Origin of the sequence: Devosia sp. Root413D1 (genome assembly GCF_001425235.1) — a bacterium.
GTDB lineage: Bacteria > Pseudomonadota > Alphaproteobacteria > Rhizobiales > Devosiaceae > Devosia_A.
Genome location: NZ_LMEA01000007.1, coordinates 137,468 through 154,891, shown reverse-complemented (window position 1 = coordinate 154,891; position 17,424 = coordinate 137,468). Strand labels below are relative to the sequence as shown.

Here is a 17,424-nt window from a genome sequence, read left to right as displayed (position 1 = left end):
CTCAGGCGCCGCGCGGCGGCAGGTTGGTCCGGGCACGCGGCACCGTCCCGGTCAGGCCCAGCTGGTCGAGCGCCCGCTCGATCTCGGCGTGGGTGTAGGGCTTTTCGAAGTAGCGCGCGCCCAGCGGCAGGTCCGGTGTTTCCCCGGGGCGCGGACGCGACACCACGATGATCTCGATGGTCGGCCACCGGTTGCGGACCGTTTCCGCCAGTTGGGCGCCGTCGATGGTACCGGGCACGTCGTATTCTATGAATGTCACGACGATGCCAGAGCGCCCCTCAAGATGCGCCACCGCCTCGTCGGAGCTGAAGGCGACCAGGGCTTCAAACCCCGCCGCCTCGAACAATTGCACTGCCCCAAGCATGATCATGGGTTCGTCCTCGACGATGAGGACCAGTGGCCGGCTGCTTCCGGTTGATGTCAATTATAGAGACCCGCATTTTTGTCACCCATTTCGCGTGGCGTTCCCGGCGCCACGCATTCGAGCCGAAGAGGCACCTCCTCGACTCCGAGCCGAAGAGGGCCCTCTTCGACTCGGCCCACGCGAATCCTTTCGCTCAACGACGGCAAAAGCGCGACCAGTGGCACGCACTCCCGTTCCACGCGCGAGGTGCGCATAAAGACCTAACGAATCCTCGCCGAATTCGTGCGACGATTAGATAAAGCTCCGAACAAAAGCGGCGACAGGCCCGATTTGCTTGGATTTTCGGGTACTGGCGCAAGGCGGCCAAGGTGGCTGGCGCGCAAATCGGCATCGTTGTCATCCCGTCGTCATCCGGGACGGAATGGGCAAAAACTGCCCAAAAAGTAATCACGCGACCGTGAGCATCGGAGCGAGGCACGGTTTCGCCGCAATGCGACCATGCTTCGAGCACGGATGAAATGCGCGGCCAACTGCCGCAACTCCGCAGGCTGCGTACGGTTTGGCGCGCTGGTTTCCCAAACACTGCAGGATGATGACGGTCGTACGTCATGCGCCAACCGCATGGCTCGTATGAGTCCGGGTTGCTTCTCAGCTTGGGGGCCAGCGAACAGGCTTTCACCCATCGGATGGCGAACAACGGCCATCCACCGGCAAGGATGCCAATACTAAGCGCCAACAACGATCACTCCAGCGGTGGAGAGTACGTGTGATGTCACTTAGCGTAACGGGGCCAGCGAGCTTGTAGCTCGTCGTTCTGTACTCAGTCGCCACTCAACAAACTTGCCCGTCGGGCGAGAACAATATTGCTCAACCTTCTGAAAGAGGACCGTCGTGGCCAAAATCAGCGTCTTTGGTATCGGGTATGTCGGAGTCGTCTCCGCCGCGTGTCTGGCGGATGATGGCCACGAGGTGGTGGCGGTCGATCTCGATCCCGCCAAGGTAAGCGCCGTCAATGCCGGCCTCTCCCCGATCGTCGAGAACGGGCTCGATGAGATCATCGCCCGTGCCGTGGCCTCGGGTCGGCTGCGCGCCACCACCGACGGCCAGCAGGCGGTGCTCGACACCGACGCCAGCTTCGTCTGCGTCGGCACCCCGAGCGACGACACCGGAGCGGTCGGGCTCAAATACGTGAAGGGCGTCTGCGCCGATATCGGCCAGGCGATCAAGCACAAGCAGAGCTTCCACTCGGTGATCATCCGGTCGACCATCGTTCCGGGCACCATGGACGAGACCTGCATCCCGGTGCTCGAAGAGGCCAGCGGCATGATCGCCGGCCAGGATTTCGGCGTCGGCTACTATCCCGAGTTCCTGCGCGAGAGCACGGCGATCGCCGACTACTACGATCCGGGCCTCATCGTCTTCGGCGCGCTTGAAGACCGCACCGCGCAGATCCTCAAGGACATCAACGCCCAGATGCCCGTGCCCTCGCATGTGGTGACGCTGAAGACCGCCGAGGCGGTGAAATATGCCTCCAACTCGTGGCGCGCCGTGAAGGTGACCTTCGCCAACGAGATCGGCAACATCGCCAAGGCCTCGGGCGTCGATGGCCAGCAGGTGATGAAACTCATCTGCGCCGACACCAAGGTGAACATCTCGCCTTACTTCATGAAGCCGGGGTTCGCCTTTGGCGGCTCGTGCCTGCCCAAGGACGTCCGCGCCCTGCAGCACCTCGCGGCGAGGACGGGCGTCCCCTCCCCGCTCCTCGACTCCGTGCTCATCGCCAACGCGGCGCAGATCGACCGGGCCGAGAAGATGGTGGCCAATTCCGGCGCCAAGACCGTCGGCCTCGTTGGCATCGCCTTTAAGCCGGGTACCGACGACCTGCGCGAAAGCCCGCTGGCAGAGCTCGCGAGCCGGCTGATTTCGAAGGGCCTCGAGCTGCGCGTCTATGATCCGTACGTCTCGCAGGCTGTTGCCGGCGGCGTCAGCGCCATGGGCCGCGGCAATGACGTGGTGCCGGACCTGCCGTCGCGGCTGGTCGGCAAGATCGAGGACCTGATCGCCGGGTCCGACGTGATCCTCGTGGGCAACCGTTACGAGGAGACCATCGCGCCGCTCAACTCGGTGAGCGAATACCGCTCGCTGGTCGACCTGACGCGCATCAACGCGTCGCTGCGCTCCAACGGCACCTACGAAGGCATCTGCTGGTAAGCCATGAACCTTCTCGCGCACGCCATCTACATCCTCTCGGTCGCGGCTATCGCCAGCACCGTGCCGGCCTCCGCCTTCTCGGGCGGCGCCGGGGTCTTCCTCACCCTAGGGGTCATCGGGCTCTGGCGCTACAGCTGGGCGCTGGTCAACTTCGTGCGTGCGCACCTCTATATCCGCGTCTTCTACCCTCGGCGGCGCGCTGCCGCCGAGGCGCTCTACGCCACGCGCCGCCCGGCGCACGCCTTCTTCCTCGCCACCAGCTACAAGATCGACGCGGCGATCACCTCGCGGGTCTATCGCTCGATCTTCGAGGCGGCGCGTCGCTCGCCCGGCGGTTCGACGGTGGTTGCCTCGGTGGTCGATCTCGCCGATGAGCGGTTGATCCGCGCCGTCGCCGCCCAGGTGCTTGAGGGCACGAACACGGTCGAGGTGGTGATCGACCGCATCGATGGCACCGGCAAGCGTGATGCGCTCGCCACCTCGCTCCGCTCTATCGCCCGCCGCTATCCCAGTGCCGACGACGTAGTGCTGCTGATCGACGGCGACACCCAGATCCCCGAGGACATCGTCGAGCGCGCCGCGCCCTTCTTCGCCAATGGCAAGGTCGGCGCCCTGACCACGCATGAACGCGCCGAGATCGACGATGCGCCGTTGTTCCGCGACTGGTTCAAGCTGCGCTTCACCCAGCGCCAGATGATGATGTCGGCGGTGGCGGTTGGCGGGCGCGTGCTGACGCTGACCGGCCGGATGTCGGTGTTCCGCGCCGACCTCGCCACCAACCCGGAATTCATCGCCTCGGTCGAGCAGGACTATATCGACCACTGGCGGCTGGGCCGGGTGAAGTTCCTTACCGGGGACGACAAGTCGACCTGGTTCTGGCTGCTCAAGAACGGCTACGAGATGGCCTACCTGCCGGATGTCGCCTGCGTCTCGATGGAGACCCAGCCCAAGCCCGGCTTTGTCGAGAGCGCCATCACGCTGATGCGCCGCTGGTTCGGCAATATGCTGCGCACCAATGGTCGCGCTCTGGCGCTGTCGCCGGCCAAGATCGGCCCGTTTGCCTGGTGGTCGATCCTCGACCAGCGCGTCTCGATGTGGACGACGCTGACGGCGCCGGTGGGCATCGTGCTGTTCTCGGTGTTCGTCGATCCGTTGATTGCGGTCGCCTACATCGCCTGGGTGATGGCGACCCGCTACGCCTATTGCTGGCTGCTCGCCAGCTTCGGCGGACCGTTCCCGATCACCTATCCGTTCCTGCTCTATTTCGGCCAGCTGTTCGGCGCCGCGATCAAGACCTCGGTCATGTTCCGCCTCGACCGCCAGCGCTGGACCCGCCAGTCGGCGACCAGCGTCAGCAACAGCGGCGGCTCCGAAGGGCGGGTCCGCTCCATCAGCTCCAGCTACATGCACGTGCTCGCCCTGGGCCTGCTCGTCGCCGGAGTGATCTTCGTCACGGGGCTCCTCAGCCCCTTCCCGATCCATGCCAACTGAGGGCTCAGTAGCAATGACCGAAGCGCATGCAGAACTCGACAAACCAAAAGCCAGCAGAAGCGCCTCGCCTGCCCCGTTCGCGGCGGAACCCGCCGTGCACGGCGAACACCCGGTCATCCGGCTGCCGTTCAACGTCATCATCAACGGCCGTTCGTTCCAGGGCCATGCGCTCAGCATCGTCGGGGCGGAAGCTACCGGGCTGATCGACCCGCAACTGCATGGTCGCGTGCAGTTGGTGACGCTGGTGTTCAACTTCCCCGGCTACGCCATCAGCCTGCCGGTGGACGCAGCGATCGGCGCCGGCGCGCCGGAAGCGGGCACGGTGACGCTCCGCTTCCTCGAGCCGACCGGCCCACACCTGCCGCAGCTGCGCTACATCCTCAACTCGGTGGTCGGCGGCGAGCTGATCGGCGTCGACGGGCTGATCCGCACCGCGGATAAGCCCGAGAAGGTGAAGTCAGAACTGCCCAAGGCGCAGCGCTCCGCTACGCAGGGCATCATGACCGGCATCCGCTGGGGCGCCTTTGCCGGCCTCGGCCTGCTGCTCGTCGGCTTCGTCGGGGTCAAGCTCTACGAGCGGCTGTTCGTCCTGCCGGTCACCGGGCTCTCCACCATCACGCTCGACGGCATGGATCTGAGGGCGATCAGCCCGGGCCAGCTCGATTTCGTCAATCCGGCGGCGACCAAGGGCGAGATCGCCTTCGCCATCCGCACCACCTCGGGCGAAGTGCTCGCCGTCTCCATGCCATGCGATTGCGTGGTCGCGCCGGGCGCAGCCGAAGGCGGCGCCACGGTGCTGGCCGGCGACACGGTGATGACCGTCGCGCCCAAGGATGCACCGGTGGTGATCTCCTCCAAGGTCGATGGCAACGGGCTCAGGGCACTCGCCTCGGGCGCCCATGCCGAGGTGCACATGCCAAACGGCGCCGTCACCACCGCGTCGCTCGATGCCAAACAACTGCCGGGACTGCTGCGGAGCGCCACGGACGGCACCGCCATCCCGGTCACGCTCGTGCCGGCCACCCAGCTCGACCAGAGCACGGTGGGCTCGCCGGTCGACGTGCTGATCAAATCCGACCCGCTGGCGGCGGTGGGGCGGTTCTTCTCCTTCAACGGACCGGCGAACGAGGGCCACTAAGATGAACGCCATCCATCCAGTCGTGCTTTGCGGAGGCGTGGGTACGCGGCTTTGGCCGTTGTCCCGCAGCCAGCAGCCGAAACAGTTCCAGCCGATCGACCATGAGGGCTCGATCACCTTCTTCCAGACCACCGTGCAGCGGCACCGGGGCGAACTGTTCCACGATCCCGTGGTGTCGGTCGCCGGCGGGCACCTGGGTACGGTTCGTCGCCAGCTTCGCGATGTACAGCGCAACGCGCGGGTCATCGCCGAGCCGGTGGCGCGCAATACCGGGCCGGCCGTGCTGTCGGCGGCGCTGCTGATCGCCCGCACCGATCCCGATGCGGTCATGCTGATCTGCCCCTCGGACCACGTGATCGAAGGCGATCTCAACGCCCGCATCCGGGAGTCGCACAAGGCGGCGGCGGATGGCCTGATCGTCACCTTCGGCATCAAGCCGCGCTACAACGAGACCGGCTACGGCTACATCATCGATGGCGGCGAGTTCTCCAACTATCGCGGCGTGCATCGCGCCGAGAAGTTCATCGAGAAGCCGAACGCCCAGACGGCGCAGTCGCTGATCGAGACCGGGCTCGCCTACTGGGCCTCCGGCATCTCGCTGATGCGGGCCGACACGGTGATCGAGGAATATCGCCGCTTCGACCCGGTGACCTTCGGTGCAGTCAGCGCCTCGCTTGCCAACGCGGTCAGCGAAGACGGCGCCCTGGTGCTCGAGGAAGCGAGCTTCGGCTCGGCCGAAAGCCTGCCGACCGAGCGGGCGGTGTTCGAGAAGTCGAAGACCGTGGCACTGGCGCCCGCCGATGTCGAATGGGACGACGTCGGCGCCTGGGCGGCGTTCCACACCATCGGCAAGAAATCGGAGGACAACAACGTCGTCAGCGGCGACGTGATGATGGTCAATTCGCGCGGCAGCTATGTGCGCGGTTCGGATCGCCTGGTTGCCGTGGTCGGCGTCGACAACCTCGTCGTCGTCGATACGCATGACGCCTTGCTGGTGACCACCCGCGAGCAGTCGCAGGACGTCAAGAAAGTGGTCGAGCAACTCAAAGCGCAGAGCCGCCGCGAGGCCGAGGACCACTCGTTCGGCGCCACCGACTGGGGCAAGCAGGGCAAGCTCGCCTCGGGCGCCGGCTACATGCTGCGGCACCTCACGGTGAACCCCGGCGCGAAGCTGCCGGTGGAAAGCGGCTCGGAGTTCCGGCGGCTGATGGTCGTCGCCTCGGGTGGCGGCATGCTGCACATGGGCAGCCGCCGCCGCGAGATCCGCGCCGGAGCCACCTTCGAGATCGGCCCGGAACAGACCGCCGAAGTGATCAATGACGGTACAGGCCCGATGCAGGTCATCGAGGTCGCCTGCCATGTGGACGGTCCCCTGACGCACCTCACCCCGCTGCTGGAACTGGCAGCGGTGGCCGACGGGAGCCGCGAACATGCGTAAGGCGTGGGTCTGCGCAGGTTTTGCCGCCGCGGCATGCTCTCTCCCTTGGGCCGCCACGGGAGCCGACTACGCGCGGACCCTCGCCTATGAAAAGACCGTCGCCGCCCTCGCGGCGATGGTCGAGGCCGGCCGGCCGGCCACCGACCTCCAGTCGGCGGCCGCGCCTCTCGGCTTCAGCTACAGCGCCGCCGAGCCGAAGCCGATGAAGGGGCTGGCGCTCGGTGGAGCGCAGGTCAGCGTCGTCTCGATCGACCTGGTACTGAGCCAGCTGGCGCTGCAGGCCGGCGCCAACTATCACGTGGCCCTGCGCCAGGCGCAGGCGAAGCCGGAAGTGCTGCTGGTCGAAACCGGGGTTACCAGCCTCGCGCAGCTCTATGACGCGGTGACCGCAGCCAAGCTCACCGGAGTGCTCGACAAGACCGACAGGGGCTATGTCGCACACCTGCCGATCGCGGTGTGGAACGGCGCGACGCTGTCACTGCAGCCGGGCGAAACGCTGCTGCTCGACCGCTCTACCGGCGCGTTCCTGCTTGCGGCCGGAAACCTCTTCGGCGATGCCGCCGCGATCGCCGGGATTGGCGAGGCCAACCCCCGCCTCAAGGATTTCAACCCGTTCGTCGTGGTTGCCCTGTCGGGCAGCGCCAGGCTGGAGCGGATGAGCTTTGCCGATCTCGGCTATGGGTTGTTCCCGCCGCTCACCGGCGTCACCATCCTCGAGGGTGGCTTTTACGCCAAGCCCTCGCCCTCACTGATCCGCGACAGCCGTTTCGACAATGTCGGCTCGCTGGCGCTGGTCGATGCCGATGCGGCGGTGGTCGACGGCAATGTGTTCGGAGCCTCGACCGGCCCTGCCCTGCTGCTGAGCGGCGGCACCGATATCGCGGCACGCGGCAACGTCGTGCTCGCCGGATCGGCCGCCCACGGCATCAAGGTCACCGGCGGCGCCAAGGCGGTCGAGCTCTCCGGCAACATCGTCATCGACGCCGGACTCAACGGCATCTTTGCCGACGCGGGCGCCGCGAACCTCAGGATCGACGGCAACCTCATCGCGGGCAGCAAGCGCTCCGGCGTCTCGGTCGCCTCGGCCGATTGCATCGACGTCACCGACAACCTGTTGCTGCAGAACGCCCAGTCCGGCCTCGCGGTGCGCGACAGCGCCGGCCTGAAGGTCAGCGCCAACCGGCTGATCGACAACGGCAATGCCGGGATCAGCGTGACGCATCAGCCGGATTACGGGGTGATCGAGATCGCCTCGAACGAACTCGATGGCAACCGGGTCGGCATCAAGGGCTCGACCACGGCGCGGCTCCAGTTCGCCATGAACGATTTCACCGGCCAGGCGCCACGACTGCTCGACGGTGAACTGGTGCAGTTCACCGATCGCTTCTTCAATCTCAGCGCCACCGACGCAACGCCGACGATCATCGACGGCCTGCAGCTCAAGGCCGGCGCCAAGCTCACACCCACCGGCGCCCTGCGCCCCACTAGCTGTACCTTCGAGGGGGATGCCTGATGGTCTTTTCGTCCGAGACGTTCCTGTTCCTGTTCCTGCCGATCTTTCTGGCGGCGTATTACCTGACGCCGCCGAAGTGGCGGAACCTGACGCTGCTGATCGAATCCTACCTGTTCTACGGCTGGTGGCGCTTCGACTTCCTGATGCTGCTCTGCGCCAATACGCTGTGGGCCTATGTGTTCTCGATCCTCGTCGAGAAGTATCAGGGAACGCCGAAGGCTAAGCTGTTCGTCGCCATCGGCGTCACCGGGCACCTGCTCGTCCTCGGGGTGTTCAAGTACCTCAACTTCTTCGTCGACAGCTTCGCCTCGCTGTGGGGGACGACACCCGATGCGCTCGGTATCCACTGGCAGCTGCTGCTGCCGATCGGCATCTCGTTCTACGTCTTTCACTCGATCAGCTACCTGGTCGACGTCTATCGCGGCGATGCCAAGGTTTCGCGCAACATCATCGACTTCGCGGCGTTCCTGGCGCTGTTCCCGCAGCTCGTGGCCGGCCCGATCCTGCGCTACAAGGATCTGGCGCCGCAGTTCGAGCACCGCGAGCACTCCTGGGAGCTGTTCAACGCCGGCTGGCAGCGCTTCCTGATCGGGCTGTCGATGAAGGTGCTGATCGCCGACCCGGTGGCGCCGCTCGCCGACGCGATGTTCTCGGCCCCGAACCCCACCGTCGTCGAATCCTGGCTGGGCGCGCTGGCCTATTCGATGCAGCTCTATTTCGATTTCGCCGGCTATTCGGCGATGGCGATCGGGCTGGCGCTGATGATCGGCTTCCGCTTCGCCGAGAACTTCAACATGCCGTACATCAGCCGCTCGATCACCGAGTTCTGGCGCCGCTGGCACATCTCGCTCAGCACTTGGCTGCGCACCTACCTCTACATCTCGCTGGGCGGCAACCGTAAGGGCACGGTCCGCACCTACATCAACCTGTTCCTGGTGATGCTGCTGGGCGGGCTATGGCACGGCGCTGCCTTCACCTTCATCCTGTGGGGTGTCTGGCACGGCGGCATTCTCGTCGTCGAGCGGCTCACCGGCTACGACAAGACGGCGCAGAACTACTGGTGGAGCCTGCCGCTCTGCTTCGTCGCCGTGGTGCTCGGCTGGGTGATGTTCCGCGCCCCCGATGTCGGCCAAGCGTTCCAGATGTATGCCGGCATGTTCGGCTTCAACGGCATCGGCATTCGCCCGGAAGTGGCCTGGATGGTGAGCCGCGAGGCGATGACCATGCTCGCCATCGCGATCGCCATCACCATTGCCGAACCGAAGATGCGGCACCTCTGGGAGCCGCAGATCACCGTCAACGCGGACGGCACCGCCACTGCGGCCGCCACCAGCCTGGTCAAGGCCGGAGCCCTCAGTGCGCTCGCCATCTTCTGCCTGATGCGGCTCGCCGAGCAGACTTACTCGCCCTTCCTCTACTTCCAGTTCTGAGGCCGGAAATGACCGTCGAATCCAACTTCACCGTGAAGACTTTCGCCTCGGCTGCTCCCGCCTTTGCACTGCCGGTGCTGTTCCTCGGCTATGCGGTGGTCGCCAATTACGAATTCGTCACCGGGCTCGGACGCGATATCGCCGAGATGCCCAAAACCGCCTCGGCCTACCTGAGCGGCGAGGCCGCCGCGCAGATCGATACCTATTACAAGAAGATCATGCCGCACCGGCTGCCCTCGATCGATGCGATGGGCGCGGCCCGCTACCTCGCCTTCCGCGAGGGACGGCCCGGCGTGGTGGTGGGCGAAGACGGCTGGCTGTTCTCCAAGGAGGAGTTCGAGGCGACGCTGAAGCGCACACCGGATCTGCGTGAGGCGGCGGCCGGAGTGACGGAAGTTCGCGACCAGTTGGCCGCCAAGGGCATCGAGCTCGTCGTCGTGCCGCTGCCAGCCAAGGCCGACATCTACCGCGAGCACGTCAGTTATCCGGCGATCCCCACCGATCTCGAGCGGCTCTACGAAGACTTCCGCACCGTGCTCGACAATGCCGGGATCAGGAGTATCGAAACCCGCGCGCCGCTGCTCGAGGCCAAGGCCAAGGGCCAGCTGTTCCTCACCACCGACACCCACTGGACGCCGCTCGGCGCCGAGGTGGTGGCGGACGCCGTGGGGGCGGCGCTCGGCAAGCGCGACACCACCTACAGCATCGCCGACACCGCTCCGGTGGAGCGTGAAGGCGATCTCTCGAAATTCATCGTTACCGGCGGGTTGGCACCTCTCGTCGGTCTGGGTCCGGAGACTGTCGTGCCGCGCGAGGCGTCTGCGCCCCCTGCAGCCTCGAGCACCGACATCTTCGGGCCCTCCTCTATTCCCTTCGTCCTGACTGGCACCAGCTACAGCGCCAATCCGCAGTGGAGCTTTGGCGAAAGCCTCAAGGTTTCGCTGGCCTCGGACGTCTTGAACCTCGCCGAAGAGGGCAAGGGTCCGGTGGCGCCGATGCGCGCCTTCCTCGACAGCGCAACGCTGCGCGACACGCCGCCCGAAGTGGTGATCTGGGAGTTCCCGATCCGCTACCTCGGCCAGACCCAGCTATGGAACGCCGAGCCGGCGAAGGCGGCAACCGAATGATCCGCGCGCTGACGCTAGCAGCGGCAAGCCTGGTCCTTGCGGCGGCGAGCTTCGTCGTCGCGGCTCCAGCCAGCGCCGCCACCTGCATGGTGCGGGTGCCGGAGTCGCTGTCGAGCAGCTCGGAGCGCGCCCGGCCGATGGTGCCAGGGCCGTGCAAGCCCGGCCAGGGGACCAAGCGCGTCGCCAAGCCGGTTGATCCGCTGAAGCAGATCCGTAACCGGATGGTTTCCGGTAAGGACGTCAGTTACAAGGACATGCAGACGCTGGCGGATTCCGGCGACGACCTGGCGCAGCTGCATCTGGCCAAGCGGATCGAGGCCGAGAACGATCCGGCGACGCTCGACGCCGCGGCCCGCTACTACCGGCGAGCCGCCGAGAATGGCCGCACTTCAGCCGTCCGCCCGCTGATCCGGCTGCTCAATGCCGACGTCTTCCTCGACCAGCCCAAGAATCTCGCCTCGTCGCAGGAGCTGCTCGAGAAGCTGGCCGCCGACGGCGACGCGGCGGCGCGGGACGGGCTGATCGCCATGTATCGCGCCGGCAAGCCGTTCGGGCTCGATCCGGCGCGTGCCGACGAGCTGCTGGTCGCCTCGGCCAAGGGGGGCGACGCCAAGGCGGCGCTAGACCTCGCCTTCGCCCTGCTCTCGGGCACGCCGGACGCGGCCAGGATCGAGGAGGCCAAGGGCTATCTCAAGGTCGCTGCCGCCTCCGACACGCTCAACATCCGGACGATGGCGGAGAACCTGCTCCGCACGCTCGAACCACAACTCACCGCCTCCACGGAGACGTCACAATGAACAAGACCCTGCTGCTCGGAGCGGCCCTCGCCGCGGCGCTTTCGGCCAGTCCGGCGCTTGCCGCCAACTCGGCCTTTGGCTGCAAACACCTGGAAGACAACCCGACCCTGCCATCGGTCGAAGGGCGTGACGGGTTCTTCTTCCGCATCTTCGCGGACCTGCGCATGCAGCACCCGTTCACCGAGGATACGGTGGCGCAGATGGGCAAACTCGCCGAAGCGCTGAAGGCGCGTGGCACGACCATGCTTTATGTGCCGATCCCCACCAAGAGCGTGACGCTGCCGACCTTCCTGCCGGACGAAGCCAAGCTGTTTGGCTTCAACGAAGATGTGGCGGTCGCCGTTTACGAGGACCAGGTGGCGCGGCTCAACGCCAAGGGGGTGATCGCGGTCGACCTGCTGTCGGCGCTGCGCACCACCAATGGCGGTGATCCGCCGTTCTTCCGCTCCGACTTCCACTGGACGTCGCGCGGCGCCGAAACCGCGGCGCAGACAATCGGCGGGATGATCAAGCAGCTGCCGGCCTATGCGGACGTCACGCCGGTTACCTACGAGACCAAGGCGACGGGCGCCGAGCTTGCCGTGTCGGGCATGCGCCGCACGCTGCAGGCCTATTGCGTGCTCAGCCTGCCGCCGGTGATCAGCACGTCCTACGAGACCGTGGAAGTCGCCAGCGCCGATGCCAGCCTCGACATCTTTGGCGACAGCGGCGGCGAGACGGAAGGCGCCACCAATGACGAGATCGCGCTGGTCGGCACCAGCTTCTCGGACGCTTTGGTGCCGAATTTTTCCGGCTTCCTCGCCCAGTATGCCAGCCTGCCGGTCGCCAATATGGCGATCACCGGCGGCAACCAGTTCGGCGCCATCACCTCGTATCTCACCTCGCGCGAGTTCCAGGCCGACCGGCCGAAGTTCCTCGTGTGGGAAAACCCGATCTACAACAACCTGGCGCAGTTCGGCACCGGCTCGTTGACCGAACTGATCGCGGCGGCGCGCGACGACTGCCAGCCGGTCGGCAATACCCCGGTCATCGACAAGGCCAAGGGCCTCTACCAGGCCGACCTGACCGGCACGCCGATCGCCCCGAACCAGGTGCTGCTGGCCGACGCCGGCGACAATGGCAGCCGAGACGTGGTGCTCAACTTCGAAAGCACCGACGGGCGCACCTTCACCCGCGAAGTGCATCGCGGCGACCGCTTCCGCGGCACCGGCCGCTTCTTCATCCCGCTCGAGTCGCTCGACAGCCTGGAGCTGTCGAAGGTCTCGATCCAGTTCGATCGCCTCTCCGAGGAGAAGGCGGCGATTTCCCTCTGCAACACCTAAGGAGAGCCAACATGCTGCGCTCAACCCCCAAACTCATCGCCCTGACCACCCTGATGTTGCTTAGCGCCACGCCTTTCGCACTGGCTCAGGATGACGGGCTCTACGATGCGCCGGTCGATCCGAACTCCGCGTTCGTGCGCGTGCTGGTGCCCGGCGCCGCCGTGGCGGTGGTGAACGGCACCACGGTCGACGACATCACCGATGGGCTCTCGGCCTATGTGAACGTACAGCCGGGCGACATTCCGGTCTCGGCCGGCGACGTGTCGGGCTCGGTGACCACGTCGCCGGGCGCCTACTACACCTACGCCTGGAGTGTCGAAGGCGAGCCGCTGGTGCTGCAGGACGATCCGGCCTCGGACCCCAGCAAGGCCACCGTCTATTTCTACAACCTCTCCGACCTTGCCAGCGTCGACCTGTTCGTGCCTGCCGCCAAGACCAAAGCGATCGAGGCCATTGCCGGCGACACCGGCAAGTCGGTGGCGCTGAAGGCCCCGCTGACCCTCGATTTCGAGGTGCAGGCCGAAGGCAAGCCGGTAGCCACGGTGGCCGCGCTCGACCTCAAGCGTCGCGGCGGCGTGTCGATCATCTTCAGCGGCTCGAACGGCACCTATACCGCCGCCGCTGTCGAGAACGCCTTCTTCCGCGCGCAGTAACTGTCCTAGAGCGGTTCACCGTTCAATTGAATCGGTGAACCGCTCCAAGTCTTTGATTTCGTCGCGCTTTCGACCGGAAGAGTCTGCAATCCCCGCCTTCGCGAGGACAGGCGTTTTCCTGTAAGCGCTCCAACCGGAGGCTCCGATGCCCTCATTCGTCCCCCGCCTCGCCACCGCCCTGCTGCTTGGCTCAGGTCTCGTATCCGCCGCTGTGGCGGCGCCTGTCGAGGTCACCTTCCTGCCGCCGGAAATTCCGGCACAGGAGGTCTGTGTTGCCAAGAAGGCCGACCCCGACGTGGTGGCGCGCTGGCAGGCGTGGGACGGGGCATCGGTGCCTGAAGGCGACCCCGAGCTGGTGCTGCGCGACGCGCGGCGCCTCAGGGACCTGAACCCAACCGGCAATTTCGAGCTGGTCGACAAGATGCTGGCAATCGTCGGCAAGATGCCAGCGCCCAAGGTGCCGGACACGGCGATCGACCGGATCAACCTCTATCTCAAGGCCGGCAAGGTGCCGCAGTTGCGCGAGACCGGCGTCATCGACGGCCTCGAGGCCAATGCGGGCGGCCTCGCCCCCAAGGCGCTCAACCTGCTGTCGACGCTCTATCTCGACGGGCTGGTGGTGAAGAAGGACAAGGAGAAGGGGCTCGGCTACCTGACCCGCGCCGCCATGGGCGGCAATGCCGACGCCCTGCTCCGCCTCGCCTCGATGAATATCGGCGGCGAACAGGTGCCGGGCTGGGAGCTCGATCCCAAGCTGGCCGTGACGATGGCGTTCGGCGCCCTGGTGGGCAAGCTCGACCCCGAGATCTGCGACCGTATCGGCCGCATCGCCCGCGAATATTCCAAGGGCCTGGTGGTCAAGCAGGACCACAACATTGCCGAGCAGTGGCTGCGACTGGCGGCCGACCTCGGCGATGCCGGCGCGGCCTGGAAGGTGGCGCAGCTGCATCTCGAGAGCGAGCTGATCGTCAAGAACAATGACAACCTGCTGAAGTACCTCAACCTCGCCTCCGACCGCGGTGTGGCGGCGGCACAGGTGGAACTGGGCAAGCTCTATGAAGCGGGCGCGCTGGTGCCCGAGGACAAGAACAAGGCCGAGGCGCTCTATGCCGAAGCCTCGGACATCGGGAGCCGTAACGCGCTGTTCCGGCTGGCGACCCTGCTCGAAAGCGAGCAGATGATCCCAGACAAGAAGCAGGCTTACCAGGCGCGGCTCAACCAACTCGTAGAGATGTCGCAGCCGCCGGGCTGGGCATTTTCCAAGCTGGCGAAGCTGGTGCTGACGGACAAGGGCCGCTGGGCCGGCGAGGCCGAGGCCAAGGCACTGCTCGAAAAGGGCGTAGCGCTGGAGGATGCGGACTCGGCGCAGGAACTGGCCTTCATCCTGTTGCGGCACCGGGACGAGCCGGGCGTGTTCGAACGGGCGACCGAGTTGCTCAGCTTCGCGGTGACCAATGCCGGCAAGATCGACCCGATGACCGACCTGCGGCAGGCCTACCTTTGCCGCGCGCCGAAGGGTGCCGACATGCGCCTTGCCGGCTTCTGGCAGCGCACCGAGGACGCCGCGGGCAACTCGACCGAGTTCATGGATTCCGACGATATCGACGCGCTCGACCCTGACGCCGACCCGCTGGCGCTGGCCAAGCTCCAGACCCATGCGCTCTACGGCCGGCCGAACTCGGTGGCCTACTACGTAGACTACCTGAACCGGAATGGCGCCAGCCCGGAAATGCTGGCGTTCTGGCAGTCGCGCATCGATCCGGTGCCGGCGACCATCGATGCGCTGGCACGGCAGCGGCTGACCGTATCGCCGACGCCCGAAGTGATCGAGGAGTCCATCGCGGCGCTGAAGCAGGCGCGCGCCGACGGCCTGCCGCGGGCGGCAGTCGACCTCGGTTCGGTGCTGCTCGACTACTTTCCAAACGACGCGGAAAAGCGGAGCGAAGCCATCGGCTACCTGACCGAAGCGGCCCAGCAGGGCTCGGGCGAGGCGATCCTGCGGCTCTTGCCGATCATGCAGGCCGAGGGCTTCTCGGATGCGGAGCTCCTGGCGCAGTATCAACAGGCGATCGAGCAGCGCGGCGACGCCGACGCGCTGATCTTTGCGGCCTCGAACACCAAGGACGAGGCGCAGCGGCACGACTATCTCTATCGCGCCGCCAGCGTGGTCGACTGCACCTTCGAGAACACCATCAAGCTGGCGGGCGCGTTCGTTGCCACCGAAGACGATAGCGAGACCGAGCACTGGCTGCAGGTCAGCCTGCGGCTTGCCGGCGAGGATGGCTGGCGCCACACCGCGATTGCCGATCGGTACATGGCGATGGGCGGCGAGGAGCGGGCCAAGACCGCCATCGAGCTGTTCGACCAGGCGGTGGCGCTCGGCGACGATACGGCAGTGAGCCGGCTGGTGAAGATCTATGCCGACCCTGACAGCGAGGACTATGCCCCGACCAAAGCGGTGGCGATGTTCAAGCGGATGATTGACAGCGCCCAGGTCGCCGATCTCGGCAAGATCCGCGACAAGGTGCTGAAAGCGCCGCCGGCGATCCAGACCGCGGTGATGGAGGAGGTCGACTGGTCGGCCCGCTATGCAGCGGCCGCCGCCTCTGGCGACGCGGTGGCAATGCGCGAGCTGGCGCTCTACCTGCGTTCGACCGGCACCACAGTGGCCGAGGCGAGGGATGCCAGTTCGTGGCTGAAGCGTGCGGCAGAAGGCGGCGACGCCATCGCGATGGTCGAACTCGCCAAGGCCTACGCCATGGGCATCGGCATCGAACCCTCGATCCAGGAGGCGACCGTGTTGCTGAAAGATGCGGCCGGGCTCGGCAATCCCGAGGCGCAGCGGTTGCTGGCGTCGATGGCAGTGGAGAACTGAGATGCGGATTGCACTCCCCCTGATCGCGGCGATGACGCTGGTGCTCGGGACTTCGGCTGGCCGGGCGGAGGACAAACCGTTCGCTTGCCCTGCGGTCCCTGCCCCAGTGGTCGCGCTCAATTTCGGCAGCCGCTACACCGACGACAGCAAGACCCGCTCGGATATCGATGAGGTGTCCAATGCCGAGGTCGATCGCGCCCTGCAGCCGGTGGAGAAGTTCATCGGCGAGCTGATGAAGATGGCCAACACCGCACTGATGGACGGTGACACCGCCCGCGGCGAATGTGTGCTCGACTGGCTCGACCAATGGGCGGCGGCCGGCGCGCTCACCGAGCTCGAGACGCTGAACGTCAAGCTCGCCATCCCGGCCCGCTATGCCGGGCTGGCGATAGCACTGCTGCAGGCGGAGACCGCCGGCCCCCTCGATCCGGCCAAGCGCACGCGCGTCGTCGGCTGGCTCACCGATGTGGCCACTGCGATGGAGCAGTTCTTCGACAATGACGCCCCGAAGAATGCCAAGCGGGCGAACCTGCGGGCCTGGGCCGGGCTCGCGGCTGCGGCGATCGGGCGGCTGAATGGCGACACGGCGATGCTCGATTGGGCCAAGGGCAGCTTCGAGCTCGTGACCTGCCAGGCCTCGCCGGATGGCAGCCTGCCGCTGGAGATGAACCGGGCCGACAAGGCGCTGAACTACCAGCTCCATGCCACCGCGCCGCTGATCGTCACGGCGGACCTGCTGAAGGCAACCGGCTACGATGGCTATGCCGCGTGCGACGGCAAGCTCAGCACCATTGCCGCGTTCAGCCTCAAAGCGATCGAGGATCCGTCGATCGTTCAGAAGATCAACGGCAAGGAGCAGACGTTCCAGACCGGCAAGCAGGCGCTGGAGCCATTCATGCTGGCCTGGGTGGAGCCGCTGCTCCGCCACGCTCCAGATCCGGCGGCCGACGCGTTCGTCGCGCCGCTGCGCCCGCTGGCGCATGCCAAGCTCGGCGGCAACCTCACCCGGCTGGGCGATTGGGTTGCACGTTTGCCGGCATCAACTAGTTAACCCTTCCGCCCGAA

At 66.1% G+C, this 17,424-nt stretch carries 13 protein-coding genes; 12 read left to right on the top strand and 1 reads right to left on the bottom strand.

Annotation, left to right across the window (positions count from 1 at the left end):
- Window position 1: 1 nt before the first annotated feature.
- Window positions 2-424, bottom strand: coding sequence for a response regulator (locus ASC89_RS05575; RefSeq protein ID WP_274532684.1), 423 nt, complete (start codon window positions 422-424; stop codon window positions 2-4).
- Between the two features lie 831 nt (window positions 425-1,255).
- Between ASC89_RS05575 and ASC89_RS05570 the strand changes: the two genes are divergently transcribed.
- The 12 genes from ASC89_RS05570 to ASC89_RS05515 all read left to right on the top strand — a co-directional run bounded on the left by ASC89_RS05570 (window position 1,256) and on the right by ASC89_RS05515 (window position 17,410).
- Complete coding sequence (locus ASC89_RS05570; protein ID WP_055995634.1) at window positions 1,256-2,575, top strand: nucleotide sugar dehydrogenase; 1,320 nt, start codon at window positions 1,256-1,258, stop codon at window positions 2,573-2,575.
- A 3-nt stretch (window positions 2,576-2,578) separates the two neighbouring features.
- Window positions 2,579-4,066, top strand: coding sequence for a glycosyltransferase (locus ASC89_RS05565; protein ID WP_055995631.1), 1,488 nt, complete (start codon window positions 2,579-2,581; stop codon window positions 4,064-4,066).
- A 13-nt stretch (window positions 4,067-4,079) separates the two neighbouring features.
- Complete coding sequence (locus tag ASC89_RS05560) at window positions 4,080-5,204, top strand: hypothetical protein (RefSeq protein WP_055995628.1); 1,125 nt, start codon at window positions 4,080-4,082, stop codon at window positions 5,202-5,204.
- 1 nt (window position 5,205) lies between these two features.
- Window positions 5,206-6,642, top strand: coding sequence for a mannose-1-phosphate guanylyltransferase/mannose-6-phosphate isomerase (locus ASC89_RS05555; protein WP_082533197.1), 1,437 nt, complete (start codon window positions 5,206-5,208; stop codon window positions 6,640-6,642).
- Window positions 6,635-8,155 carry a right-handed parallel beta-helix repeat-containing protein gene (locus ASC89_RS05550; protein WP_082533196.1) on the top strand — a complete coding sequence of 507 codons (1,521 nt, stop codon included), beginning with the start codon at window positions 6,635-6,637 and terminating at the stop codon, window positions 8,153-8,155. The genes ASC89_RS05555 and ASC89_RS05550 overlap by 8 nt, the downstream gene beginning before the upstream one ends.
- Complete coding sequence (locus ASC89_RS05545; protein ID WP_055878566.1) at window positions 8,155-9,585, top strand: MBOAT family protein; 1,431 nt, start codon at window positions 8,155-8,157, stop codon at window positions 9,583-9,585. Before ASC89_RS05550 ends, ASC89_RS05545 begins: the two co-directional genes overlap by 1 nt.
- Window positions 9,586-9,593: 8 nt before the next feature.
- Window positions 9,594-10,712, top strand: coding sequence for an alginate O-acetyltransferase AlgX-related protein (locus ASC89_RS05540; protein WP_055995619.1), 1,119 nt, complete (start codon window positions 9,594-9,596; stop codon window positions 10,710-10,712).
- Window positions 10,709-11,509: a hypothetical protein gene (locus ASC89_RS05535; RefSeq protein ID WP_156384518.1), complete on the top strand. Its 801-nt coding sequence runs from the start codon at window positions 10,709-10,711 to the stop codon at window positions 11,507-11,509. Before ASC89_RS05540 ends, ASC89_RS05535 begins: the two co-directional genes overlap by 4 nt.
- Window positions 11,506-12,831: an alginate O-acetyltransferase AlgX-related protein gene (locus ASC89_RS05530; protein WP_055995613.1), complete on the top strand. Its 1,326-nt coding sequence runs from the start codon at window positions 11,506-11,508 to the stop codon at window positions 12,829-12,831. The genes ASC89_RS05535 and ASC89_RS05530 overlap by 4 nt, the downstream gene beginning before the upstream one ends.
- Window positions 12,832-12,842: 11 nt before the next feature.
- Window positions 12,843-13,484, top strand: coding sequence for an alginate O-acetyltransferase AlgF (locus tag ASC89_RS05525; protein ID WP_055995610.1), 642 nt, complete (start codon window positions 12,843-12,845; stop codon window positions 13,482-13,484).
- Between the two features lie 145 nt (window positions 13,485-13,629).
- The gene (locus ASC89_RS05520; protein ID WP_055995607.1) at window positions 13,630-16,359 is read left to right on the top strand and encodes a tetratricopeptide repeat protein; all 2,730 of its coding nucleotides are present in this window, start codon (window positions 13,630-13,632) and stop codon (window positions 16,357-16,359) included.
- A 1-nt stretch (window position 16,360) separates the two neighbouring features.
- Complete coding sequence (locus ASC89_RS05515) at window positions 16,361-17,410, top strand: alginate lyase family protein (protein ID WP_055995604.1); 1,050 nt, start codon at window positions 16,361-16,363, stop codon at window positions 17,408-17,410.
- Window positions 17,411-17,424 lie beyond the last annotated feature (14 nt).